Origin of the sequence: Pseudomonas sp. NPDC088368 (assembly GCF_044753445.1) — a bacterium.
Classification (GTDB): Bacteria; Pseudomonadota; Gammaproteobacteria; order Pseudomonadales; family Pseudomonadaceae; genus Aquipseudomonas; species Aquipseudomonas bambusae.
On record NZ_JBIVNG010000004.1, the window covers coordinates 433,099 to 457,654 of the forward strand.

At 60.4% G+C, this 24,556-nt stretch carries 23 protein-coding genes and 1 pseudogene; all 24 read left to right on the forward strand.

What is annotated here, in order from left to right:
• Positions 1 to 92: 92 nt before the first annotated feature.
• A complete protein-coding gene (fabD, locus tag ACIQAL_RS11075) occupies positions 93 to 1,031 on the forward strand; it encodes an ACP S-malonyltransferase (RefSeq protein ID WP_341963323.1) in 939 nt (312 codons plus the stop codon).
• Between the two features lie 13 nt (positions 1,032 to 1,044).
• Entirely contained in the window at positions 1,045 to 1,782 is a 738-nt protein-coding gene (fabG, locus tag ACIQAL_RS11080) for a 3-oxoacyl-ACP reductase FabG (protein WP_401145161.1), read from the forward strand.
• A 186-nt stretch (positions 1,783 to 1,968) separates the two neighbouring features.
• Positions 1,969 to 2,205 (forward strand): acyl carrier protein, encoded by a 237-nt coding sequence (gene acpP, locus ACIQAL_RS11085; RefSeq protein ID WP_401145163.1) that lies wholly within the window; start codon positions 1,969 to 1,971, stop codon positions 2,203 to 2,205.
• A 107-nt stretch (positions 2,206 to 2,312) separates the two neighbouring features.
• Positions 2,313 to 3,557 (forward strand): beta-ketoacyl-ACP synthase II, encoded by a 1,245-nt coding sequence (gene fabF, locus ACIQAL_RS11090; protein ID WP_401145165.1) that lies wholly within the window; start codon positions 2,313 to 2,315, stop codon positions 3,555 to 3,557.
• Entirely contained in the window at positions 3,557 to 4,372 is an 816-nt protein-coding gene (gene pabC, locus ACIQAL_RS11095) for an aminodeoxychorismate lyase (RefSeq protein ID WP_401145328.1), read from the forward strand. Before fabF ends, pabC begins: the two co-directional genes overlap by 1 nt.
• A gap of 3 nt (positions 4,373 to 4,375) precedes the next feature.
• Positions 4,376 to 5,671: an endolytic transglycosylase MltG gene (gene mltG, locus ACIQAL_RS11100; RefSeq protein WP_401145167.1), complete on the forward strand. Its 1,296-nt coding sequence runs from the start codon at positions 4,376 to 4,378 to the stop codon at positions 5,669 to 5,671.
• Positions 5,672 to 5,690: 19 nt separating this feature from the next.
• Positions 5,691 to 6,335 (forward strand): dTMP kinase, encoded by a 645-nt coding sequence (gene tmk, locus ACIQAL_RS11105; RefSeq protein WP_401145169.1) that lies wholly within the window; start codon positions 5,691 to 5,693, stop codon positions 6,333 to 6,335.
• Positions 6,328 to 7,314: a DNA polymerase III subunit delta' gene (locus ACIQAL_RS11110; RefSeq protein WP_401145171.1), complete on the forward strand. Its 987-nt coding sequence runs from the start codon at positions 6,328 to 6,330 to the stop codon at positions 7,312 to 7,314. Before tmk ends, ACIQAL_RS11110 begins: the two co-directional genes overlap by 8 nt.
• Positions 7,315 to 7,356: 42 nt before the next feature.
• Positions 7,357 to 7,713 carry a PilZ domain-containing protein gene (locus tag ACIQAL_RS11115; protein ID WP_037011754.1) on the forward strand — a complete coding sequence of 119 codons (357 nt, stop codon included), beginning with the start codon at positions 7,357 to 7,359 and terminating at the stop codon, positions 7,711 to 7,713.
• A gap of 15 nt (positions 7,714 to 7,728) precedes the next feature.
• Positions 7,729 to 8,517 carry a TatD family hydrolase gene (locus ACIQAL_RS11120; protein WP_401145173.1) on the forward strand — a complete coding sequence of 263 codons (789 nt, stop codon included), beginning with the start codon at positions 7,729 to 7,731 and terminating at the stop codon, positions 8,515 to 8,517.
• Positions 8,518 to 8,921: 404 nt separating this feature from the next.
• Positions 8,922 to 9,584, forward strand: coding sequence for a TetR/AcrR family transcriptional regulator (locus ACIQAL_RS11125; protein WP_401145175.1), 663 nt, complete (start codon positions 8,922 to 8,924; stop codon positions 9,582 to 9,584).
• 142 nt (positions 9,585 to 9,726) lie between these two features.
• Complete coding sequence (locus ACIQAL_RS11130; RefSeq protein ID WP_401145177.1) at positions 9,727 to 10,695, forward strand: GTP 3',8-cyclase MoaA; 969 nt, start codon at positions 9,727 to 9,729, stop codon at positions 10,693 to 10,695.
• Between the two features lie 89 nt (positions 10,696 to 10,784).
• Complete coding sequence (locus ACIQAL_RS11135; protein ID WP_401145179.1) at positions 10,785 to 11,390, forward strand: DUF4823 domain-containing protein; 606 nt, start codon at positions 10,785 to 10,787, stop codon at positions 11,388 to 11,390.
• A gap of 10 nt (positions 11,391 to 11,400) precedes the next feature.
• Entirely contained in the window at positions 11,401 to 11,964 is a 564-nt protein-coding gene (locus ACIQAL_RS11140; protein ID WP_401145181.1) for a DUF1285 domain-containing protein, read from the forward strand.
• An 87-nt stretch (positions 11,965 to 12,051) separates the two neighbouring features.
• Positions 12,052 to 13,062 (forward strand): aspartate-semialdehyde dehydrogenase, encoded by a 1,011-nt coding sequence (locus tag ACIQAL_RS11145; protein ID WP_401145183.1) that lies wholly within the window; start codon positions 12,052 to 12,054, stop codon positions 13,060 to 13,062.
• A 117-nt stretch (positions 13,063 to 13,179) separates the two neighbouring features.
• Positions 13,180 to 15,960: a FimV/HubP family polar landmark protein gene (locus ACIQAL_RS11150; RefSeq protein WP_401145185.1), complete on the forward strand. Its 2,781-nt coding sequence runs from the start codon at positions 13,180 to 13,182 to the stop codon at positions 15,958 to 15,960.
• A 303-nt stretch (positions 15,961 to 16,263) separates the two neighbouring features.
• Positions 16,264 to 17,088, forward strand: a complete 825-nt coding sequence (truA, locus tag ACIQAL_RS11155; protein ID WP_166596801.1) for a tRNA pseudouridine(38-40) synthase TruA — start codon at positions 16,264 to 16,266, stop codon at positions 17,086 to 17,088.
• 59 nt (positions 17,089 to 17,147) lie between these two features.
• Positions 17,148 to 17,768 carry a phosphoribosylanthranilate isomerase gene (locus ACIQAL_RS11160; RefSeq protein WP_401145187.1) on the forward strand — a complete coding sequence of 207 codons (621 nt, stop codon included), beginning with the start codon at positions 17,148 to 17,150 and terminating at the stop codon, positions 17,766 to 17,768.
• Positions 17,769 to 18,058: 290 nt separating this feature from the next.
• On the forward strand, positions 18,059 to 18,979 hold the full coding sequence (gene accD / locus ACIQAL_RS11165) for an acetyl-CoA carboxylase, carboxyltransferase subunit beta (RefSeq protein WP_166596779.1): 921 nt from the start codon (positions 18,059 to 18,061) through the stop codon (positions 18,977 to 18,979).
• Positions 18,976 to 20,282, forward strand: a pseudogene (gene folC, locus ACIQAL_RS11170) (bifunctional tetrahydrofolate synthase/dihydrofolate synthase). Before accD ends, folC begins: the two are co-directional and overlap by 4 nt.
• Complete coding sequence (locus ACIQAL_RS11175; RefSeq protein WP_401145189.1) at positions 20,266 to 20,955, forward strand: SPOR domain-containing protein; 690 nt, start codon at positions 20,266 to 20,268, stop codon at positions 20,953 to 20,955. Before folC ends, ACIQAL_RS11175 begins: the two are co-directional and overlap by 17 nt.
• 253 nt (positions 20,956 to 21,208) lie before the next feature.
• Positions 21,209 to 21,796: a CvpA family protein gene (locus tag ACIQAL_RS11180; RefSeq protein ID WP_401145191.1), complete on the forward strand. Its 588-nt coding sequence runs from the start codon at positions 21,209 to 21,211 to the stop codon at positions 21,794 to 21,796.
• A 12-nt stretch (positions 21,797 to 21,808) separates the two neighbouring features.
• On the forward strand, positions 21,809 to 23,317 hold the full coding sequence (gene purF, locus ACIQAL_RS11185) for an amidophosphoribosyltransferase (RefSeq protein ID WP_166596783.1): 1,509 nt from the start codon (positions 21,809 to 21,811) through the stop codon (positions 23,315 to 23,317).
• A gap of 21 nt (positions 23,318 to 23,338) precedes the next feature.
• Entirely contained in the window at positions 23,339 to 24,550 is a 1,212-nt protein-coding gene (locus ACIQAL_RS11190; RefSeq protein ID WP_166596784.1) for an O-succinylhomoserine sulfhydrylase, read from the forward strand.
• The last annotated feature ends 6 nt before the right edge of the window (positions 24,551 to 24,556 follow it).

The window sequence follows — 24,556 nt, forward strand, 5'->3', positions numbered from 1 at the left end:
GTCATCCTACTGGCCAGTCGTAACACTTTGAATTTTCTCGCGTTCGGCCAGGTCGAGCGTTTTTTTAGACGACAATAATCAGGGGCTTTTTAATGTCTGCTTCCGTCGCATTCGTCTTTCCGGGCCAGGGCTCGCAGTCCCTCGGCATGCTCGCCGAGCTGGGCGCGCAGTACCCGTTGGTGCTGGACACGTTCAAAGAAGCCTCCGACGCATTGGGCTATGACCTCTGGGCACTGACCCAACAAGGTCCGGAAGAAAGCCTCAATCAGACCGACAAAACCCAGCCTGCCATCCTGACCGCATCGATCGCCCTGTGGCGTCTGTGGCTGGCCGAAGGTGGCGTGCGTCCTGCGTTCGTCGCCGGTCACAGCTTGGGTGAATACAGCGCCTTGGTCGCTGCAGGCAGCCTGTCGTTGGCTGACGCGGTCAAGCTGGTGGAGCGTCGTGGTCAGTTGATGCAGGAAGCCGTGCCTGCGGGTCAGGGCGGCATGGCGGCCATTCTCGGTCTTGAAGACGCCGACGTCATCGCAGCCTGTGCCGAAGCGGCCCAGGGGGATGTGGTCAGCGCCGTGAATTTCAACTCGCCGGGCCAAGTGGTGATCGCTGGAGCCAAGGCTGCCGTTGATCGCGCCATTGACGTGTGCAAGGCCAAGGGCGCCAAGCGCGCACTGCCGTTGCCCGTCAGCGTGCCTTCGCACTGTGAGCTGATGCGTCCGGCGGCTGAGCGTTTCGCGGAGTCCATCGCCGCCATCGACTGGCAGGCGCCGCAGATCCCGCTGGTGCAAAACGTCAGCGCCAGCGTGGTTTCGGACCTTGAAACGCTGAAAACCGATTTGCTGCAACAGTTGTACAAGCCGGTTCGCTGGGTCGAGTCGATCCAGGCCCTGGCCGCCAATGGCGCGCTGCAACTGGTGGAATGCGGTCCGGGCAAAGTGCTGGCCGGTCTGAACAAGCGTTGCGCCGAGGGCGTCAACACTTCCAACCTCAATACCCCCGATGCTTTCGCCGCCACCCGTGCGGCGCTGGCCTGATAAGGAGAATTGCATGAGTCAGGGTAAAGTTGCACTGGTCACCGGCGCGAGCCGTGGCATTGGCCAGGCTATCGCTCTGGAACTGGGCCGTAATGGTGCCATCGTGGTTGGTACTGCGACGTCCGAAGCCGGTGCCGAGAAAATTACCGCCTACTTCAAGGAAAACGGTATCGAAGGTTTCGGCCTGGCACTGGACGTCGGTAGCGATGAGTCGGTCAGCGCCGTTCTCGCACAGATCACCGAGCGCGTTGGCGCACCGTTGATCCTGGTCAATAACGCCGGTATCACCCGTGACAACCTGATGATGCGGATGAAAGATGACGAGTGGCATGACGTCATCAACACCAACCTGACCAGCCTGTACCGCCTGACCAAGGGCGTCCTGCGTGGTATGACCAAGGCGCGTTGGGGGCGTATCATCAGCATTGGTTCGGTTGTAGGTGCCATGGGCAACGCCGGTCAAGTAAACTACGCCGCCGCGAAAGCGGGTCTGGAAGGTTTCAGCCGCGCATTGGCGCGTGAAGTTGGTTCGCGGGCAGTGACCGTGAACTCGGTAACGCCGGGTTTCATCGATACCGACATGACCCGTGAGTTGCCGGAAGCACAACGTGATTCCCTGACGACCCAGATTCCACTGGGTCGACTGGGGCAGGCCGAAGAGATCGCGCACGTGGTCGCTTTTCTTGCCTCGGAAGGTGCAGGCTACGTTACCGGGGCTACAATCCCCGTTAACGGCGGCATGTACATGTGACTTCCCGTATCGAAAAAATGTCATACGGGCTGTCTAAAATCCGTTATAAAGCTGAAATCTATTAATGGGCAGAGGGTCGATGGGCGTAGCGGGAATTGCGTTTAGCTTGAAATGCGCAAAACCTCTTCTATACACTTACCCACCGGCCAGCTGCCCGAATTTGTCCACTAGGAGTTAACACACGGTATGAGCACCATCGAAGAGCGCGTCAAGAAAATCGTTGCCGAACAACTTGGCGTCAAGGCAGAAGAAGTCACCAACACCGCTTCTTTCGTTGAAGACCTGGGTGCCGACTCCCTTGACACCGTTGAGCTGGTCATGGCTCTGGAAGAGGAATTCGAGACCGAAATCCCTGACGAAGAAGCCGAGAAGATCACCACTGTTCAAGCTGCTATCGATTACGTCACCAGCCATCAGGCTTAAGACTTTGTAATCGTTGCTCGCTGTCAGGGAAAAACCGCACTGCCTTTGGCGTGCGGTTTTTTCTTTAAACAGTGCAGCGTTTCGTCAATAGAAAAAAGGAGAGTCCTGTGTCGCGTAGACGCGTCGTGGTCACCGGTATGGGTATGCTGACGCCATTGGGCAACGATGTGCCCAGTACCTGGCAAGGCATTCTGGCTGGCCAGAGTGGCATTGGCCTTATCGAACACACGGACCTTTCGGCTTACACGACTCGCTTCGGCGGTTCGGTCAAAGGATTCAAGGTCGAGGATTACCTGTCGCCCAAAGAGGCGCGGCGTCTCGATCTCTTCATTCAATACGGTCTGGCGGCCAGCTTTCAGGCCGTGCGTAACGCGGGTATCGAAATCACCGACGCCAATCGCGAGCGTATCGGTGTGGCTATGGGCTCCGGTATCGGCGGTCTGACCAACATCGAGAACACCAGCCGTTTGCTGCACGATCAGGGGCCGGGCAAGATTTCCCCGTTCTTCGTGCCGGGCTCGATCATCAACATGATTTCCGGTTTCCTGTCGATCCATCTGGGTGCGCAGGGGCCGAACTACGCCATCGCCACGGCGTGCACCACCAGCACCCATTGCATCGGCATGGCGGCACGCAACATTGCGTACGACGAAGCCGACGTGATGATCGCTGGCGGCGCAGAAATGGCGGCCTGCGGTCTGGGCATGGGCGGCTTTGGCGCGTCCCGCGCGCTGTCGACCCGCAATGACGAACCAACCCGTGCCAGCCGTCCGTGGGACAAGGGCCGTGACGGTTTCGTGCTGTCCGACGGTGCCGGTGCATTGGTGCTCGAAGAGCTGGAGCACGCCAAGGCGCGTGGCGCGACCATCTACGCAGAGCTGATCGGTTTCGGTATGAGCGGCGACGCGTTTCACATGACGTCGCCCCCGGAAGACGGGGCTGGCGCGGCCCGCTGCATCGCCAATGCGTTGCGTGATGCGAAAATCGGCCGCGATCAGGTGCAGTACATCAACGCCCACGGCACCTCGACCCCGGCAGGTGATCTGGCTGAAGTTCGTGCGATCAAATCGGTTTTCGGCGAATACGCCCGTGAGCTGGCTGTCAGTTCGACCAAATCCATGACAGGTCACCTGTTGGGTGCAGCCGGTGCCATTGAAGCGATCTTCAGTGTGCTGGCGATCAATGGTCAGGTGGCCCCTCCGACCATCAACCTCGATGAGCCGGGCGAAGGTTGCGATCTGGACTTCGTGCCTCATGAGCCTCGCAGCATGCCGATCGATGTCGTGGTGTCCAACTCATTCGGGTTTGGCGGCACCAACGGCTCGCTGGTGTTCCGTCGGTTCGCGGAATGATCCCGAGCTGGATCGATGGTGTGCCGGCCGATGCCCTGTCCGTCAAGGATCGGGGCCTGGCCTACGGCGACGGCCTGTTCGAGACCATCCTGGTCAAGGCGGGCCAGCCACTGCTCTTCGAACGGCATCTGGAGCGTCTTGCGCGGGGTGGCAAACGCCTGGCCATGACGCTCGATCTTCCGCTGATCGAACGCGAGTGTCTGGCGTTTGCGGCGCAGATGAACGAAGGGGTCATGAAGCTGATGGTCACCCGTGGCGACGGTCTGCGTGGCTATGCGCCGACCTCAGGTGCCCAACCTCGGCGGCTGCTTCAATCCAGCGCGTTGCCTGCCTACCCTGCGGCTCACGCTGAACACGGCATTCGGTTGTTTCGCTGTCGCACGCGCCTCGCTGAGCAACCCCTGTTGGCGGGGCTCAAGCACCTCAATCGTCTGGAGCAGGTCCTGGCCCGCGCGGAGTGGAACGATGCCGAACACGCCGAAGGCCTGATGCGCGATACCTCCGGCCGTGTCGTCGAGGCTGTCTACAGCAACCTGTTCATGATCAAGGGCGGCGTGCTGTTGACGCCGGACCTGACCCGCTGCGGCGTGGCCGGAGTCATGCGAGCAGAGTTGCTGGCCTTGGCCGAGCAGAACAACCTCCCTGCGCGTGCCTTGGACCTGAGCCTTTCCGACCTGCAAAAAGCCGATGAGGTGTTCGTGTGCAACAGCGTGTACGGCATCTGGCCAGTGCGCGCCTTCGAGCAACTGAACTGGCCCGTTGGCCCTGTCACCCGTAAACTGCAAAACCTCGTCCGCGGGCTTCTGGATATCTGATTCGTGATCCGAAAATTTTTCGTCTTGCTGGAAACGGGTGTGGTTCTGGCAGGGCTGTTGTTGGGTCTGGCCTTCTGGCAGCAGAACAACGCGCTGCAACAACCGTTGAATTTGACGCAAGAGCGCCTGCTCGACGTGCCATCGGGTGCGTCGCCCACCGGCGTGCTCAACCGTCTGGAAAGCGAAGGCATTCTCAAGGACGCGCTCTGGCTGCGTCTTTACTGGCGCTTCAACCTCGCGGGCCAGTCGCTGCACAGCGGCGAATACCGCATGACCCCGGGCATGAACGCCAAGTCGCTGCTGGGGCTGTGGCAGAAGGGCGAAGTGGTGCAATACAGCCTGACGCTGGTCGAGGGCTGGAATTTCCGTCAGGTGCGCGCGGCATTGGCCAAGCAGCCCAAGCTGGAACAAACCCTCGTTAACCTGAGCGACAGCGAACTGATGACCAAGATCGGCCATCCGAACGTCTTCCCGGAAGGCCGGTTCTTTCCTGACACCTATCGCTACGTGCGCGGCATGACCGACGTCGAGTTGCTCAAGCAGGCATACAACCGTCTCGACGATGTGCTGCAAGAGGAATGGGACAAGCGCGCTGCCGACGTTCCTTATGTCGACCCTTATCAGGCGTTGATCATGGCGTCGTTGGTGGAAAAAGAAACGGGCGTGCCACAGGAACGCGGGCAGATCGCCGGGGTGTTCGTGCGTCGCTTGCAACAGGGCATGTTGTTGCAGACCGATCCTACGGTGATCTACGGCCTGGGCGAACGTTACAACGGCAAGATCACGCGGGCGTTCTTGAAAGAGGCTACGCCTTACAACACCTACGTGGTCTCGGGGCTGCCGCCGACGCCTATTTCGATGGTGGGGCGTGAAGCCATTCATGCCGCGATGAATCCGGTGGCCGGCAACAGCCTGTATTTCGTTGCGAAAGGGGATGGCAGTCACGTGTTCTCGGCTGATCTCGACGCCCATAATGCGGCGGTCAAGGAATACCAGATCAAACGTCGGGCGGACTATCGCTCCAGCCCGGCGCCTGCGTCGCCACCGGCTATTGTGCCAACGTCGGACGTCGATCCTGTGCCGACCACAGAAAAGCCTGCGGTGGAGTCGGTGCCGACACCGGTGCCCCAAGTGCCCGCTTCGGATGAGAAGCCACCAGAGCAGGGCGCTTCAAAGACTACGACGCCTGAGTCGTCGAGGGCTGAGCCTTCCACGACTGAACCGTCGAATGCTGAAAAACCGCAGCCGCTGACTGAGGCCAGTGACAAGGCCGATAAAGCCGAATCGCGCCCTCAATGACTCTGATTAAGGACTGCCTGTGACTGGTTTGTTTATTACGCTGGAAGGCCCGGAGGGTGCTGGCAAAAGCACCAACCGTGAACACCTCGCCGAACGCCTGCGCAGCCACGGTATCGACGTGGTGTTGACCCGTGAACCCGGCGGCACGCCGTTGGCCGAGCGTATTCGTGAATTGTTGCTGGCACCCAGCGACGAAACCATGGACGCCGACACTGAACTGCTGCTGGTCTTCGCGGCCCGTGCGCAGCACCTGGCAGGCGTGATTCGTCCGGCGCTGGCCCGGGGCGCGGTGGTCCTGTGTGATCGTTTCACCGATGCCACCTACGCCTATCAAGGTGGCGGCCGTGGCCTGTCGGTCGAGCGCATTGCCGTGCTGGAAGCGTTCGTTCAAGGGGCGTTGCGCCCGGACCTGACGCTGGTGTTCGACCTGCCCGTGGAAATCGGTCTGGCCCGCGCCACCGCCCGTGGTCGCCTGGATCGTTTCGAGCAGGAAGGCCGTGCGTTTTTCGACGCGGTGCGCAGCACCTACCTGAACCGTGCTGCCGCAGCGCCTGACCGTTATCGTCTGGTGAACGCCGCGCTGCCGCTGGATCAGGTGCAAGCGTCTCTCGACGAACTGGTGCCGGACCTGCTCAAGCGGCTGGCGGATCGTCAGCATGGCTGAAGCCTATCCTTGGCAACAAAACCTCTGGCAGCAACTGGCCGGACGCACTCAACATGCCCACGCCTATTTGCTGCATGGTCCGGCTGGTATTGGTAAGCGGGCGCTGGCTGAGCGCCTGATGCATCTGTTGATGTGTCAGCGTCCCTCCGGGCTTGAAGCGTGCGGGCAGTGTAAGTCCTGTTCGCTGCTCGCGGCCGGCAGCCATCCGGACAATTACGTATTGGAGCCGGAAGAAGCGGACAAGGCGATCAAGGTCGATCAGGTGCGCGATCTGGTCAGCTTCGTGGTGCAAACCGCGCAGATGGGCGGGCGCAAGGTGGTGCTGATCGAACCGGTCGAATCGATGAACATCAACGCCGCCAACGCGTTGCTGAAAAGCCTTGAAGAGCCGTCCGGCGATACCGTGCTGTTGCTCGTCAGTCATCAACCGAGCCGTCTGTTGCCGACGATCAAAAGCCGCTGCGTGCAACAGGCCTGTCCGTTGCCGAGCGAAGCGATGAGTGTCGCGTGGCTGGCTGATGCGTTGCCGGACTGCACCGACGAAGAACGGGTCGAACTGCTGACCCTGGCCGCAGGTTCGCCGCTGGCCGCCATCAGTCTTCAGGCCCAAGGCGTGCGTGAACAGCGTGCACTGGTGGTCGATGGGGTCAAGAAGCTTCTTAAAGGCCAGCAATCGCCGACGCAATTGGCTGAGGGCTGGAAAGACGTCCCGCTGTTGCTGCTTTTCGACTGGTTCTGCGACTGGTCGAACCTGATCCTGCGCTATCAGCTCACCGAAGACGAAACCGGGCTGGGACTGGCCGACATGCGCAAGGTGTTGCAGTACCTGGCGCAGAAGTCCCCACAGGGTAAAGTCCTCGCGATGCAGGACTGGGTGCTGCTTCAGCGCCAGAAAGTGTTGTCGAAAGCGAACCTCAATCGTGTTTTGTTGCTCGAAGCGTTATTGGTGCAGTGGGCATCTCTGACCGGACAGGGGTAGACTGGCCATCTGCATGACATCAGTACCCATGAGGAAGTTGAGATGAGCGTCCCCCTGAGCCCGGGTCCACGTAACGGCATCCTGTCCCTGACCATCAAGGACAAGTCTGTCCTGTACGCCGCCTACATGCCGTTCATCAAGAATGGCGGCCTGTTCATCCCCACCAGCAAGAGCTACAAGCTGGGAGATGAGGTGTTCATGCTGCTCAACCTGATGGACGAGCCTGAAAAAATCCCGGTCGCGGGCAAAGTTACCTGGATCACGCCCAAAGGCGCCCAGGGCAACCGCGCGGCGGGCGTTGGCGTGCAGTTCAACGACGGCGACAACACCGCCCGCAACATGATCGAAAACTACTTGGCCGGCGCCCTCAAATCCGACCGTCCCACTCACACGATGTAAATTGTTCCGGTTCCCATGCTCGTAGATTCCCATTGTCACCTTGATCGTCTCGATCTCACCCAACACGCAGGCTCTCTCGATAATGCGCTGGAAGCGGCGCGCGGACGGGGTGTCGGGCATTTTCTGTGTATCGGTGTCAGCGCCGACAACGCCAGCGACGTCAAAGCCCTGGCTGATCGTTATGACGACGTGGACTGTTCGGTGGGCATTCACCCGTTGGACGTTAAACCGGGCGAAGCCCTCGCGCTGGAGTGGCTGCTCGGCGAGTTGAATCACCCCCGGGTGGTGGCGATTGGCGAAACCGGCCTGGATTATCACTACGAGCCAGAAGCGGCCGAACTGCAGCAAGCGTCCTTCCGCTTGCACTTAGAGGCTGCGAACCGGACAGGCAAACCGGTGATCGTTCACACCCGTGGCGCTCGGTCTGACACGCTTGAACTGCTGCGTGAAGCCGCGTTGCCTCAGGCGGGCGTGCTGCATTGCTTCACCGAAGACTGGGACATGGCGAAGGCCGCGCTGGACCTCGGGTTCTACATTTCGCTGTCAGGCATCGTAACCTTCCGCAATGCCGATGCGCTGCGGGATGTGGCGAGCAAAGTCCCGGCCGATCGTCTGCTGGTGGAAACGGATTCGCCGTATCTGGCGCCGATTCCCTACCGTGGCAAGTCCAACCTGCCGCAATACGTGCGTGAAGTGGCCGAGTTTCTGGCGATGCTCAGAGGGGAGAGCTTCGAGCGTTTCGCCGAGCAGACCACTGACAATTTCAAGCGCCTGTTCCCGCTGGCCCGGGTGAGGTCGGCCTGAGGCGCGGTGTTAAATGACGGGCAAAAAAAACCCGGGTTCTGGGGGGTGAATCCGGGTTAAGACCATTAGGAGTAAACAAAGACACGCTATCCATTGGTGTCTTTACCGGTGCCAGCACTTGGGGGAGATGCCGCACCGACGTGTTAAGTATTGGTCATATTCCGCAGGCGTCCAGCGCATGGCTGTACGTTTTTTAAACAGTTTTGGAATACCCAGCCGTTTGTTGATACCGCAAAGCACGTCATCCAACGTTCGCAACGAGGACTGATGCGGCGTAGCCGGTCAAAAACGCAGCTGTTGCGGCTTAATCGGTCTTGAACATGAACATCGTCGGATGATCCGTGCAATTTGAAACCGATTAGGCATAATGTGCGGCTTCGATTTTGAACCGACAGTCTCTTCCTATGCAGAAAGAACCTCGTAAAGTCCGTGAGTTTCGCCGCCGTGAGCAGGAAATTCTCGACATCGCGTTAAAGCTGTTTCTTGAACAGGGTGAAGACAGCGTTACCGTCGAGATGATCGCGGATGCCGTGGGCATCGGCAAAGGCACCATCTACAAGCATTTCAAATCGAAGGCGGAAATTTACCTGCGCCTGATGCTCGACTACGAGCGCGATTTGAACGAACTGCTGCACTCCGCCGACGTCGACAAGGACAAGGAAGCATTGTCCCGCGCGTATTTCGAATTTCGCATGCGTGATCCGCAGCGCTATCGCCTGTTCGACCGTCTGGAAGAGAAAGTGGTCAAGGGCAATCAAGTGCCTGAGATGGTTGACCAACTGCACAAGATCCGTGCCTCGAACTTCGAACGTTTGACGCTGCTGATCAAAGGCCGCATTTCCGAAGGCAAGCTGGAAGACGTTCCGCCGTATTTCCATTACTGCGCCGCTTGGGCTTTGGTGCACGGCGCAGTGGCGCTGTATCACTCGCCGTTCTGGAGCAATGTGCTGGAAGATCAGGAAGGCTTCTTCCAGTTCCTGATGGACATTGGTGTGCGCATGGGCAACAAGCGCAAGCGTGACCCTGAAATCGGCCACGACCCCAAGCCGGAAGTCCCCGGCAACTGAGTGATGTTCCCTTGATGAAGCGGGTCAGAGGGCACCCTGCGGTTGCTCGCTCGCTTCATGACAGTCTCTGTCCGGAATGACGCTTGCTAAAAGCTGATTTATGAGTCAGCTTTTGCGCGCTGCCTAACCTCTCGGAGCTTTCATGATCGTTGATCGCCAAGGCCGACGTTTTCGCAATTTGCGAATCAGTCTGACGTCTGCGTGCAATTACGCCTGTACCTACTGCGTGCCCGACGGCAAGCGGTTGGTGGCTGCGCGCAATGAACTGTCTGCCGAGGCGATGATCCGGGGCGTGGAATACCTGATCGAAGCGGCGGGCATCGAGCGGTTGCGCATCACCGGGGGTGAGCCACTGGTGAGTCCTCGCTTCGAGCGTTTCATGAGCCAGGTGGGGCGCATGGGGCTGGCCGACATCAGCCTGACCACTAATGCGCAGTTGCTGTCCCGCAAACTGCCGATCCTGCTGGATGCGGGCATCCGCCGGATCAACGTGTCCCTCGATACGCTAGACCCGTCAGCGTTCAGAGCCATTGCCCGTGGCGGCGATCTGGCCACCGTGCTGGAGGGCATGGAGCAGGCGAGGGCGGCCGGGCTGCAGATCAAGGTCAACATGGTCCCTTTGCTCGACAGTAATCTGGATCAGGTCGTCCCGCTGCTCGATTACTGCCTTGAGCGCGGCTACGAGTTGCGCTTCATTGAGCTCATGCGCATGGGGCATCTGGCGAACGACGCCAACGGTTTCCATCGGCAATTCGTCAGCCTGGACCGGCTGCTGTCGCTGATAGGCGCGCATCACGAATACCAGCAGGCGGACGCGCCGGTGGATGCGACCGCCGTGCGCTACCGGATTCCGGGCAAGGGGTATTTTGGCGTGATTGCCAACGAAAGCGTGCCGTTCTGTCGGACGTGTTCGCGCTTGCGGCTCTCGTCCACGGGCTGGCTGCATGGCTGCTTGTCTTCCAGCAATCGGCACTACGTGGGTGATCTGCTGGACAAGCCGCGCCATCAAGCCTTGCCTGCGCTGCAACGTCTGTTGATCAAAGCGCTGGATGACAAGCAGGCCGTGGCGTTTTCGGGTGGCGCGACGGTGATGAAGATTATTGGCGGCTGACGGGCCCTTCCCCAATTGTTCGACATGGCGCAAAAGCTGCATTACCCGGCCATTCGCCGGTTTTCCGTCGTCGGACTTTGGAGGAAACAATGCGTAGTCTGGTTTTACTGCTGGCTGTCCTGGCCTTGAGTGGCTGCATGCACGTCAGCGATCTGGCACAGGGCGCCCATGACGAGCTCAGCGACGCGGGTCTGCTGGACCACAGCTCGACGCGGCGGATCAACAATTTCCGCCTGCAACCGGACTCCTTCATTTATATCGCTCAAGGTGCGTTCGCCCCGCCGGGTGGGGCGTACCCGCGCCCGAACGTCGTTGCCGAAGAGGCGTTCAACGGCTTCATCGAATACTTCCCGATGGTCCGCCGCGCTCGCGCACCTGAAGGACTGGACGACGCCATGAACGAAGCCCGCGCGGCAGGCGCGCATTATCTGCTCTACACCCGTTTCGCCAAGGCAGACGACCGTATCGGCAATTTTGACGAGTGGTCCGACCAGGAAGCCCTCGACCGTCTGGGCATCGACAGCGGCGTCATTCAACTGATGCTGATTGAAACCAACACCCGTTACCTGATCGACAGCGCCCGCATTCACAGCCGTGGCGGCCTGCTCACCCTGCACGACACCAAGCCCGAAGATTTGCTAGGCCCACCCATGGAGGATTACGCTCGCAGCTTATTGGGCGTCGAAGCCCGCTGAGGAGTCGCGTATGAGTGGTCCGGGAAAAGCCAACGACCTGTTGGCGCAATTGCCCAAGACCGGCAAAGGCTTGCCACCTGTACACCTGTGGAACCCGGATTTTTGCGGTGATATCGACATGCGTATCGCCCGCGATGGCACGTGGTTTTATCTGGGAACGCCCATCGGCCGCAAGCCGATGGTGAAGCTGTTTTCCACCATTATCCGGCGAGACGGCGATGATTACTTTCTGATCACGCCCGTAGAAAAAGTCGGTATCACCGTTGACGATGCGCCCTTCGTCGCTGTCCTGCTGGAAGTGGAAGGCGAGGGCGAGTCACAGATCTTGCGTTTCACCACCCAGGTCGATGACGTGATTGACGCCAGTGCCGAGCACCCGTTGCGGGTCAGCATCGACCCCGTCACTCAAGAACCTGCGCCTTATGTGCATGTGCGTAGCAATCTTGAGGCGCTGATCCATCGCAACGTCTTCTATCAACTGGTGGACCTGGCGGTTACCCGCGTCATTGACGGACAGCGCTGGTTGGGCGTCTGGAGCCATGGCGAGTTCTTCACGATAGGCCTGGAGCCCTGACGGTTCAGCGTTGTATTTGCCAGGCGAATTGCCTGGCGTCCCTCTCGCGGTTAAAGTGCCGCCCCCCGATTTTTCTGAGGTTTTTGCATGAGCCAGTCCTTTGATATCGCCGTGATCGGCGCCACCGGTACTGTCGGCGAAACCATCGTCCAGATTCTCGAAGAGCGTGACTTTCCTGTGGGCGATCTGCACTTGCTGGCCAGCGTCGAGTCGGCAGGCAGTTCGGTCGCGTATCGAGGCAAGAACGTGCGTGTACGCGAAGTCGACACGTTCGATTTCAGCAAAGTGAATCTTGTGTTTTTTGCGGCGGGCCCTGCGGTGACTCGCAGTTACGCTCCCCGGGCGACGGCGGCCGGTTGTTCGGTGATCGACCTGTCGGGCGGCCTGTCCGTCGATCAAGCACCGAATCTCATTCCCGAGGTGAACGGGGCGTTGCTGAGCGGGCTGGCCAAACCCTTTCAAGTGGCGTGTCCAAGCCCCGGCGCAACAGCGCTGGCGATGGTGCTCGGGCCGTTGCGGGACCTCCTGGACATCCGTCGGGTGAACGTGACGGCCTGCATGGCAGTGTCCAGTCTGGGGCGGGAAGGGGTGACCGAACTGGCCCGCCAGACCGCCGAGCTGCTCAACGTGCGTCCGCTGGAACCCCGCGTGTTTGACCGGCAAATGGCGTTCAACGTCCTCGCTCAGGTCGGCGTGCCGGATGCGCAAGGCCACGTCCCGCTGGAAAAACGTATGGTCGACGAGTTGCGTGAGCTGCTGTCGCTGCCTTTAATCAAGGTCGGCGCGAGCTGCATTCAAGTGCCGGTATTTTTTGGCGACAGCCTGAGCGTGTCGGTGCAGACCGCTTCAGCGTTCGATCTGGCTGCAGTCGGGTCTGCCCTGGATGCTGCGGACGGAATCGACCTCGTGGATGCGGGCGATTACCCGACGCCAGTGGGCGATGCGGTGGGACAGGACGCTGTCTATGTAGGACGTTTGCGGGCCGGTATCGACGATGCGTGCGAGTTGAGCTTCTGGGTTACATCCGACAATGTGCGCAAGGGGGCAGCGCTGAACGCTGTGCAGGTCGCTGAATTGTTGATAAAAGAGCTTGTGTAAAAGATACTTGCCAACAATTCAAAGAATCATTCTAGCTGTGGCGTTGTAGAAACGCCCTACGCCCTAGCAGGCTTTATCTTCTCGGTCGCCGGGGAAATTTTAAACAAGGGATGGGCTATGGTTCAGGTTCGTAAACTGGTTTTAGCAATCGCTGCAGCCTCGGCGTTGTCATCCGGAATGGCGCAGGCGCTGGGCCTTGGTGGTTTGACCGTGAAGTCGAGCCTGAACCAGCCACTGCTTGCCGAGATCGAACTCACGCAAGTGCAGGACCTCACTTCAGCGCAGGTGGTGCCCAGTCTGGCCAGCTCTGCCGAGTTCGCCCAGGCGGGGGTCGGTAAAACCGCAGTGCTCGATGACCTGACGTTCACTCCCGTCGTGACCCCGGGCGGCAAAAGCGTTCTGCGCATCACGTCCAGCAAGCCCATCCGCGACCCTTATGTGAAATTCCTGGTGCAAGTGCTCTGGCCGAATGGCCGGGCGCTGCGCGAGTACAGTTTGTTGCTCGATCCGCCGAAGGTCTCCCCGCAAGCGGCGGCCGCTGCCACGGCTCAACTGCCTTCAACTGCTCCGGCGACGGCTCCCGCTCAAGCCCCTGTTACCCAGACACCGCCTGCACCGGCGCCAGCGCCAACCCCGGCAGCGCCCCCAGAACCGAAATATACCCAATACACCACCGCCAACAACGACACGTTGTGGGAGATCGCCGAGCGCGTGCGCAATGGCGGCACCGTTCAACAGACCATGCTGGCGATTCAGGCGTTGAACCCCGATGCTTTCATCGCCGGTAACATCAACCGGCTGAAGAAAGGTCAGGTCTTGCGCCTGCCGTCGCCGCAGGAAGCCACCGCCACGCCGCAGCCGCGTGCCGTGGCCGAAGTCGCGGAACAGAACCGCGCCTGGCGCGAAGGCCGTCGTTTACCGACTGGCGCCCGCCAAGTGGATGCGACCCGTCGCGACCGCGCCGGTGCAGCCCCTGCGCAGATCGACGCCAAGGACAACCTCAGCCTGGTCTCGGGCAACAAATCGGGCGCCAAAGGGGCGGCAGGCGACGCCGAACTGAGCAATAAACTCGCGGTGACCCAGGAGAATCTGGACAGCACCCGTCGCGACAACGCCGAGCTGAAAAGCCGGATGGGTGATCTGCAAAGCCAGGTCGACAAGCTTCAGCGCTTGATCGAACTGAAAAACGATCAACTGGCCAAGATGCAGGCGGCGGGTGCTGCGGTGCCTCCGCCGCCACCGGCCAGCGATGCCAATGGCACCGTCAGCCCGAACAGCGTGACCAACCCGAACAACGCCGCGAACCCGGCCATGCCTGCGCAGATCGTGCCGCCACCGGCTGCTCCGGATTCTGCTGGCAAGCCGCCGAATGAAATCGCGCCGGAAGACGCGCTGCCGGTCGAAGGTGCCAAGGTCACTGGCGCAACCCCTGATCAGCCGTTGGTGGTGCCACCTGATGCCGTCAATCCCGACAACCAGAGTTCGCTGGACAAGATTCTCGCCAGTCCGATGCTGATGGGGTTGATCGGTGGTGCTGCCATTCTGGTCTTGTTGCTGCTGGTCCTGCTGCTGGTGCGTCGTCGTAACGCCATCCTTGAGGCTGAAAGACACCGTCAAATGGCGCGTGCGCTGGCCGAAGAGTCCGACTTTGCGTCCGACATGAACATGCCTGAAAGCAGTTTTGAGGGTCTGGAGGTGCCTCCGCCTGCGGTAAAGCCGGCACCTCTGTCGGCCGTCATCATCGAGCCGACCCGTGAGCGCCCGGCTGATGTGCTGGTCCAGGCGGAAATCCACATCGCTTATGGCCGTACGAACCAGGCCGCCGCACTGCTGGAAGAGGCGATAAAAGAAGACCCCCAGCGCAGCGAACTGCGTCTTAAACTGATGGAAATCTACGCTCAGCAGGACAATCAGGCCGGTTTCGTCGCTCAAGAGCGGCAGCTGGTGGCCACGGGAAAGAACCACGCTGAAGTCGAACAGCTCAAGACCCGCTATCCCGCCATGGCAGCGGCTGCCGCAGCGGCCGCAGGCGTTGCAGCAGCGGCGGCTTTGGCTGCGGAAATGGACGCCAGGTACGTCGAGGATTTGCTGACGGATAAGGCGGAAACTGAGCCTGCGCCTGAACCCACTCCGGCACCTGCCGTTGAGCCACCGGACGATTTCGACACGGCGTTCGACCTCAGCCTGGACGATCTGGAAGCCGCTTCTCCGGCCGAAGTGAAAGATTACAGCGCGCCTCATGCCGATAACGGGCTTGATGATCTGGACCTGGACGCACCGTTTGGTGGGGCGGCAGCGGACGATCTGGATTTCGACGCGATCCTGCGCGAACAGACTGAAGCGAAAGCGGCAGAACCGGATAACATGGCGGATTTCGACCTTAACCTGTCGGAAGACCAACCCGCCCTCAAAGCCGAAGATGATTATCTGTTGGGTCTCGACAACGAACTGAGCGACTTGCCGCCGTTCGAGGACACCGCCGATCTGGGCGCCAGCAAGCCGGGCCATGATGACGAACTCGAATTGCCCGCGGACTTCGACCTGTCGTTGGCGGACGAGATCGAAACCGATCAGGCTTCTGAAGCGTTTGCCTCCGAGATCGACGACGTCAACGCTGAACTTGAGCGTCTTTCCAGCAGTCTCGAACAGCCGCCAATCGCCAAGCCGTTCGACGATGCGCCGACCTTTACCGAGGATGACGCGCTGCTGGCGGACGACGAGCCGGAGTTCGACTTCCTGTCAGGCACCGATGAAGCGGCGACCAAGCTGGACCTGGCCCGCGCCTACATCGAAATGGGCGACGCCGATGGCGCCCGTGACATCCTCGATGAAGTCGTGGCTGAAGGTGACGACGGCCAGAAGACCGAAGCTCGCGAGATGCTGTCGCGATTGGTCTGACAACCTTCACGCTGCATCGACAACGACCGCTTCGGCGGTCGTTTTCGTTTATGGCAATAAAGGGGGGACAAACCTGTAGAAGCGAATTCATTCGCGAAAAATCTACCCGGCGATAGAGATGTGTCGACCAGACGGCCCGCTCGCGAATGAATTCGCTCCTACAACGACTGCGATTGCCCAGCCTTTGTCGGTCACCAATGGCGTCTTTTGCCTTCATCCGTATAATGGCCGCCCTTGCGCACATCGACAGGCTTTAAGCACTTGGCAACTACAGACACCGAGGCAGAAACAGCGGCCTCCGAAATGGCCGACGAAGGTTTCTCCAGAATCGCACTGGGCGTGGAATACAAAGGTTCGCGCTACAGCGGCTGGCAGCGCCAGTCCACCGGCGTGCTGACCGTTCAGGAAACCCTGGAAAACGCCTTGTCGAAAGTCGCTGATTCGCCAGTTTCCCTGATGTGCGCCGGACGTACCGACGCCGGAGTTCACGCCTGTGGCCAGGTTGTGCACTTCGACACCCAGGCGGTGCGCACGATGAAAGCCTGGACCATGGGCGCGAATATCAACCTGCCTCACGACATCAGCGTGACGTGGGCCAAGGAAATGCCTGCGCACTTTCACGCGCGCTTCAAAGCCATCGCCCGACGCTATCGCTACGTGATCTACAACGACCAGATTCGCCCCGCGCATCTGGGCCAGGAAATCACTTGGAACCACCGTCCGCTGGACGTCGAGCGCATGGCGCTGGCAGCGGAATACCTCGTGGGTACCCACGATTTCAGCGCGTTCCGTGCCGGCCAATGCCAGGCCAAATCACCGATCAAGCAACTCCACCACCTGCGCGTCACGCGTCACGGCAAGATGATTGTCATCGACATTCGGGCCAACGCGTTTTTGCACCACATGGTGCGCAATATCGCGGGCGTGCTGATGACTATCGGGGCAGGGGAACGGCCCATCGAGTGGGCGAAGGAAGTGCTGGAAAGTCGCATTCGGCGTACGGGTGGTGTCACGGCGCACCCATTCGGCCTCTATCTGGTTCAGGTCGAATACCGCGACGAGTTCCCGTTGCCGGAACGCTACATCGGGCCGCACTTTCTTACAGGCTTCTCGGAACTTGGCGGCTGACGCCCGGAACAGCATTTGCTACCATCCGTGACTTTCGCAAGGCTTGAGGTATTCACTACATGTCAGCCGTTCGCAGCAAGATCTGCGGGATTACCTGCATAGAAGATGCGCTGGCCGCTGTCGATGCGGGAGCCGATGCCATCGGCTTCGTGTTCTACCCCAAGAGTCCACGGGCCGTCACGGCAGAGCAGGCGCAGGCGATCATCGCCCAATTGCCACCATTCGTGAGTACCGTCGGGCTGGTCGTCAACGCCGAACGCGAGGCGCTCAAGGCCTTGCTCGACGTCGTGCCCCTGGACCTCATTCAATTCCACGGCGATGAAACCCCCGAACAATGCGAGGGCTACCACCGTCCGTGGATCAAGGCCCTGCGGGTCCAGGCTGGCGACGACATCGCCGCCAGTTGCGCGCTGTACGACAAGGCGAGCGGTATCCTCCTCGACACGTTTGTGGCTGGCGTGCCGGGTGGTACGGGCGAAACTTTCGACTGGGCATTGATTCCAAAACAGTTGAGCAAACCGATCATTCTGGCGGGTGGATTGACGTCGGCCAATGTGTCGCAGGCGATTGCTCAGGTTCGTCCCTACGCGGTAGACGTCAGCGGCGGGGTAGAAAAGTCCAAGGGGCTCAAGGATCACGACAAGATCCGGGCCTTCATGAGTGCGGTCCACGGGGCCTGAACGTTTTTTCCGGTGGTGATGGCCACCGATGTGACGGCAGGCAGGCGGTCGCCGTCCACTACCCTGCGACCACGGTTCGCGGGTCGCCAAAATTGAACGGGCGAAGACGTGCAAGCGTTTCGCTGTAAGCAGTTGAGGGCAGTGTCGACGAATGTGTCGTGGCAGCAGGTCAGGCGTTGGCGCCGATCGTTGCAGGACACTTCGCGGCACTGCACACGAATTTAGTTTAAAGGCATGCGCGTGGCTTCGATGCCACTGCGTTCTGGCCACCGGTACTGGAGAAAGAAAGCATGAGCAACTGGTTGGTAGACAAACTGATCCCTTCGATCATGCGTTCCGAGGTCAAGAAAAGCTCGGTACCTGAGGGCCTCTGGCACAAGTGTCCGTCTTGCGAGGCGGTGCTTTATCGTCCAGAGCTGGAAAAGACCCTTGACGTCTGTCCGAAGTGCAACCACCACATGCGTATCGACGCCCGCGCGCGCCTGAACATCTTCCTCGACGTCGAAGGCCGTCAGGAGATCGGTGCCGACCTGGAGCCGGTCGACCGCCTGAAGTTTCGCGACAGCAAGAAGTACAAAGACCGCCTGACCGCTGCACAAAAGCAGACCGGTGAAAAAGACGCGCTGATTTCCATGAGCGGCACCCTGTTGGGCATGCCGGTCGTGTGCAGTGCCTTCGAATTCTCATTCATGGGTGGCTCCATGGGCGCCATCGTCGGTGAGCGCTTCGTGCAGGCTGCCAACTACGCATTGGAAAAACGCTGCCCGATGATCTGCTTCGCGGCGTCCGGTGGTGCCCGCATGCAGGAAGCGCTGATCTCCCTGATGCAGATGGCCAAGACCTCTGCCGTGCTGGCCCGTCTGCGCGAAGAAGGCTTGCCGTTCATTTCCGTGCTGACCGACCCGGTCTACGGCGGCGTTTCCGCCAGTCTGGCGATGCTGGGCGACGTGATCGTGGCCGAGCCGAAAGCCCTGATCGGCTTTGCCGGTCCACGCGTCATTGAACAGACCGTGCGTGAAAAACTGCCGGAAGGCTTCCAGCGCAGCGAATTCCTTCTGGATCACGGTGCGATCGACATGATCGTTCACCGTCAGGAGCTGCGTCAGCGTCTGGGTAACTTGCTGGCGCAAATGATGGGTTTGCCGACGCCTAAATTCGTGGCGCCGAAACTTGAGCCGATCGTGGTGCCCCCTGCACCGGCCAACATATGACCGCACGCTCTCTGAGCGACTGGCTCAGCTACCTGGAGCAACTGCATCCGTCGGCCATCGACATGGGTCTGGATCGGTCGCGACAGGTGGCGCTGCACATCGGCCTGCGTCGTCCCGCTCCGCGTGTCATCACGGTGACGGGCACCAACGGCAAGGGATCGACGTGCGCGTTCGTGGCATCGTTGCTTCAGGCACAAGGCCTCAAGGTGGGCGTCTACAGCTCGCCACACCTGGTTCGTTACAACGAGCGGGTCCAGGTGCAGGGCGTCGAAGCCACTGACGAACAGCTGTGTGAAGCATTCGACGTCATCGAGAAGGCGCGGGGCGATATATCTCTGACCTACTTCGAGATGGGCACTCTCGCGGCGTTCTGGCTGTTTGAGCAGGCGGCGCTGGACGCCGTAGTGCTTGAAGTCGGTCTGGGTGGGCGTCTGGATGCCGTGAACCTGATCGACGCCGACATGGCGTTGGTGACCAGCATTGGCGTCGATCACGCCGAATGGCTCGGTAACACCCGTGAGTCAGTGGCGTTCGAAAAGGCCGGCATTTTCCGTGAAGGTCGTCCTGCGCTGTGCGGTGATATTGACCCGCCTAAGCCATTGCTGGATCAAGCCAGCGCCTTGAAATGCCCGCTGTCGCTGCGCGGCACTGATTTCGATCTGACCCTCGGTGCATCGAGCTGGCACTGGTTCGGCACGGGTGCCGATGGCCAGCGCGTTGAATTGCGCGATCTGCCGCTGCTCGATCTGCCGATGCAGAACGCGGCACTGGCGTTGCAGGCTTACCTGCTGCTGGGCTTGCCGTGGCACGACGCGTCGATTCGCCAAGCGTTGTCGAGTACGCGAGTGACGGGGCGTCTTGATCGCCGTTCGTTCGAATGGCAGGGCAAGCCGCTGCACGTCCTGCTCGATGTGGGTCACAACCCGCACGCAGCGGTGTTCCTCGCTCAGCGTTTGAATCAGCGTCCCGTCAAGGGCAAGCGTCTGGCGGTATTCGGCCTGCTCAGCGACAAGGACCTGGACGGTGTGTTGAGCGAGCTGACCGCCTGTTTCGACAGCTGGGCCGTGGCGCCATTGCCAACCCCGCGCAGTCGCTCGGCACAAGAGATTGCAGAGGCATTACAGAACCTTGGCGCAGTCGTGACGTCCTACCCCAGTGTCGCGCAGGCGCTGGAAGCGCAGTGCGCTCACGCCACGGCTGACGACGAAATCGTTCTGTTCGGGTCTTTTTATTGCGTAGCCGAGGCCCTGGAATGGCTTGCTGGCGCGTCACGGAGGAAGTGACACATGGCTTTGCTGGATAAGGCGTACAAGCAGCGGATGGTCGGTGCCTTGGTATTGATTGCCATTGCGGTGATTTTTCTGCCGATGCTGTTTTCGCGTCAGGATGAAGCACGCCATGTTCAGGTGGACGCCCCGTCGGCACCTCAAGCGCCTGCCGCTGCGCAGATCAAAGTTGACCCGGTGGCGGTGCCCGAGCAGCAGCCGCTGCCGCAGGAGCCTGTGCCAAGCGACGAAGAATTGGCTCAGCCCACGCAACCGGTCAATCCGCAGCCGCCTTCAATGCCGATTGCTCCTGCGCCAGCCAAGCCTGCGCCACAATCCAAGCCCGCACCTGCTGCCAAACAGGCTGCTCCGGCGCCCGCACCTGCGCCAGCCCCTGCAAAAGCAGCCGCTCCAGCACCCGCCGCGCCCCCTGCGCTGGCTCAGGACACGAACCGTGTCGATGCGAACGGTCTATCCATCACCTGGGCTGTCCAAGTGGCCAGCCTGTCGAACCGGGCGAACGCCGACGCGCTGCAGAAAACGTTGCGCACTCAAGGCTACAACGCGTACATCCGGACGTCGGATGGCGTGAATCGTGTCTTCGTCGGGCCGTTGATCGAGCGTGCCGAAGCTGACCGCTTGCGCGACCAGCTCGACAAGCAGCAAAAGCTCAAGGGCATCGTGGTGCGCTTCCAGCCTGAGCACAAATAGCATCAAGGTTCCGCTACGCGGTTTTACCGTTTGATATTCACCGGTAGCAGCATGGGTTGCCGCGGTGGCGTTCGTGCAAATGCTACCGTCGGCACGTCATGCCGCGACAGGGCGATTGTTGTGTTGCGCAGGTGGGCATCGCCGCGCTTCAAGCCAATCGTTTGTCTTAATTGCCCCCCACCCACAATCCCTGCTTACCGCCGGGCGAGCGCTCTGCTAAAATGCGCCGCCTCATCAGTCTGTAGGCTGCAACGTGTCATTTACTCCGGTTGACTGGGCGATCATTGCGATTGTCGCCATCTCCGCTTTGATCAGTCTCAAGCGCGGCTTCGTCAAAGAAGCACTGTCCTTGTTGACCTGGATCATCGCAGGTGCCGTAGCCTGGATGTTTGGCGGTTCGCTGGCCCAGTATCTGGTCAATTACATCGAAACACCTTCGGCGCGCGTGATTGCGGGCTGCACCATTCTTTTCGTCGCCACACTCTTGGTCGGCGCCATGGTCAACTTTCTTCTCGGGGAACTGATTCGCGTCACCGGCCTGTCCGGGACTGATCGTTTTCTGGGCATGGTCTTCGGCGCCGCGCGCGGAGGCCTGCTGGTTGTGGTTGCGGTCGGGCTGTTGAGCCTGGGCCCGGTGCAACAGGATCAATGGTGGCAGCAGTCTCGATTGCTGCCGCAGTTCGTAATGGTCGCTGACTGGTCGAAAAACCTGATTCTCGGGATGTCCAGCAAGTGGCTCGCCAGCGGGATCAGCGTACCTGTTGATATCCCGTTCAAGGATCAACTCCTGCCGTCGGTAACGCCGCAGGATGTGATCGGTAAATCCAGTTCCACTAAGTAGGGGTTGTGTCGCATGTGTGGCATCGTCGGTATCGTCGGCAAGTCGAACGTCAATCAGGCGCTGTATGACGCGCTCACCGTCCTCCAGCACCGCGGCCAGGACGCTGCCGGTATCGTGACCAGCCATGATGGCCGGTTGTTCCTGCGCAAGGACAACGGTCTGGTTCGTGATGTGTTCCATCAGCGCCATATGCAGCGCCTGGTCGGGCACATGGGCATCGGTCACGTACGTTATCCAACCGCGGGCAGCTCGACGTCGGCCGAAGCCCAGCCGTTCTACGTCAACTCGCCGTACGGCATCACCCTGGCGCACAACGGTAACCTGACCAACGTCGAGCAACTGGCCAAGGAGATTTACGAATCCGACCTGCGCCACGTGAACACCAACTCTGACTCGGAAGTGTTGCTCAACGTCTTCGCTCACGAGCTGGCCGTGCGCGGCAAGCTGCAGCCGACCGAAGAAGACATCTTCGCCGCCGTCACCGACGTGCATAACCGTTGCCGCGGTGGCTACGCGGTCGTGGCCATGATCACCGGTTACGGCATCGTCGGTTTCCGCGACCCGGACGCCATCCGCCCGATCGTGTTCGGCCAGCGTCACACCGACGAAGGCGTCGAGTACATGATCGCCTCGGAAAGCGTTGCGCTGGACGTACTGGGTTTCACCCTGATTCGTGACCTGGCTCCGGGCGAAGCGGTTTACATCACCGAAGACGGCAAGCTGCACACCCGTCAGTGCGCGACCAATCCGAAATACGCGCCGTGCATTTTCGAACATGTCTATCTCGCGCGTCCGGACTCGATCATCGACGGCATCTCGGTCTACAAGGCGCGTCTGCGCATGGGCGAGAAGCTGGCTGACAAGATCCTGCGCGAGCGCCCTGAGCACGACATCGACGTGGTCATCCCGATTCCGGACACCAGCCGCACCGCCGCGCTGGAGTTGGCGAACCACCTGGGCGTGAAATTCCGCGAAGGCTTCGTCAAGAACCGTTACATCGGCCGTACCTTCATCATGCCGGGCCAGGCGGCGCGGAAAAAATCCGTACGCCAGAAGCTCAACGCCATCGAGCTGGAGTTCCGTGGCAAGAACGTCATGCTGGTCGATGACTCGATCGTGCGCGGGACCACCTGCAAGCAGATCATCCAGATGGCCCGCGAAGCCGGTGCCAAGAATGTGTATTTCTGTTCCGCGGCCCCGGCCGTGCGCTTCCCTAACGTCTACGGCATCGACATGCCGAGTGCCCACGAGCTGATCGCTCACAACCGTTCCACCCAGGACGTGGCCGACCTCATCGGTGCCGACTGGCTGGTCTATCAGGACCTGACGGACCTGATCGAGGCCGTGAGTGGCAGCAAAAAGATCAAGATCGACAACTTCGATTGCTCGGTCTTCGACGGCAAGTACGTGACCGGTGACATTGACGAGCATTACCTGAACAAGATCGAACAGGCGCGTAATGACGCCTCGAAGGTCAAGACTCAGGCCGTGAGTGCGATCATCGATCTGTACAACAACTAATTCAGACAAGGAGTAGGCGGCATGACTCAGCAATGGGATGCCGGTCGACTGGACAGCGATCTGGAAGGCGTGGGTTTCGATACCCTCGCCGTACGCGCTGGTCAGCACCGTACGCCGGAGAGCGAACACAGCGATCCACTGTTTTTCACCTCCAGCTACGTGTTCCGCACGGCAGCCGATGCGGCCGCGACGTTTGCGGGCGAGCAGCCGGGTAACGTCTATTCGCGCTACACCAACCCGACGGTGCACTCCTTCGAAGAGCGCATCGCGGCGCTCGAAGGGGGGGAGCAGGCGGTGGCGACGTCCACTGGCATGTCGGCGATCCTCGCGACCGTAATGAGTCTGTGCAGCGCAGGCGATCACGTGCTGGTGTCGAAGAGCGTGTTCGGTTCGACCATCAGCCTGTTCGAGAAGTATTTCAAACGCTTTGGCGTGCAGGTCGATTACGTTCCGCTGGCCGAGTTGTCCGGCTGGGACGCGGCGATCAAGCCCAACACCAAATTGCTGTTCGTCGAGTCGCCGTCCAACCCGCTTGCCGAGCTGGTGGACATCGCGGCACTGGCTGAAATCGCGCATGCCAAAGGCGCGATGCTGGTGGTCGACAACTGCTTCTGCACCCCGGCCTTGCAGCAGCCGCTGCGCATGGGGGCTGACGTGGTGGTGCATTCGGCCACCAAATTCATCGACGGCCAGGGCCGTGCGATGGGGGGCGTGGTCGTCGGTCGCAGCGAGCAGATGAAAGAGGTCGTCGGCTTTCTGCGCACTGCCGGCCCGAGCCTGAGCCCGTTCAACGCTTGGCTGTTTCTCAAGGGCCTCGAAACCCTGAACATCCGGATGCGTGCACACTGCCAGAGCGCCCTTGAACTGGCGCAATGGCTGGAGCAGCAGGACGGTATCGAGAAGGTGCATTACGCCGGTCTCGAAAGCCATCCGCAGCATGACTTGGCCAAGCGTCAGCAGAAGGCGTTTGGCGCCGTGGTCAGCTTCGAAGTCAAAGGCGGCAAAGAGGGCGCCTGGCGCTTCATCGATGCCACGCGTCTGATTTCGATCACGGCCAACCTGGGCGACACCAAAACCACGATCACTCACCCGAGCACCACGTCCCACGGCCGTTTGTCGCCGGCGGAGCGTGAAGCGGCGGGCATTCGCGACAGCCTGATCCGCGTGGCGGTGGGTCTGGAAGATGTGGCCGACCTCAAAGCCGATCTGGCGCGTGGCCTGGCCGCGTTGTGAGTGATG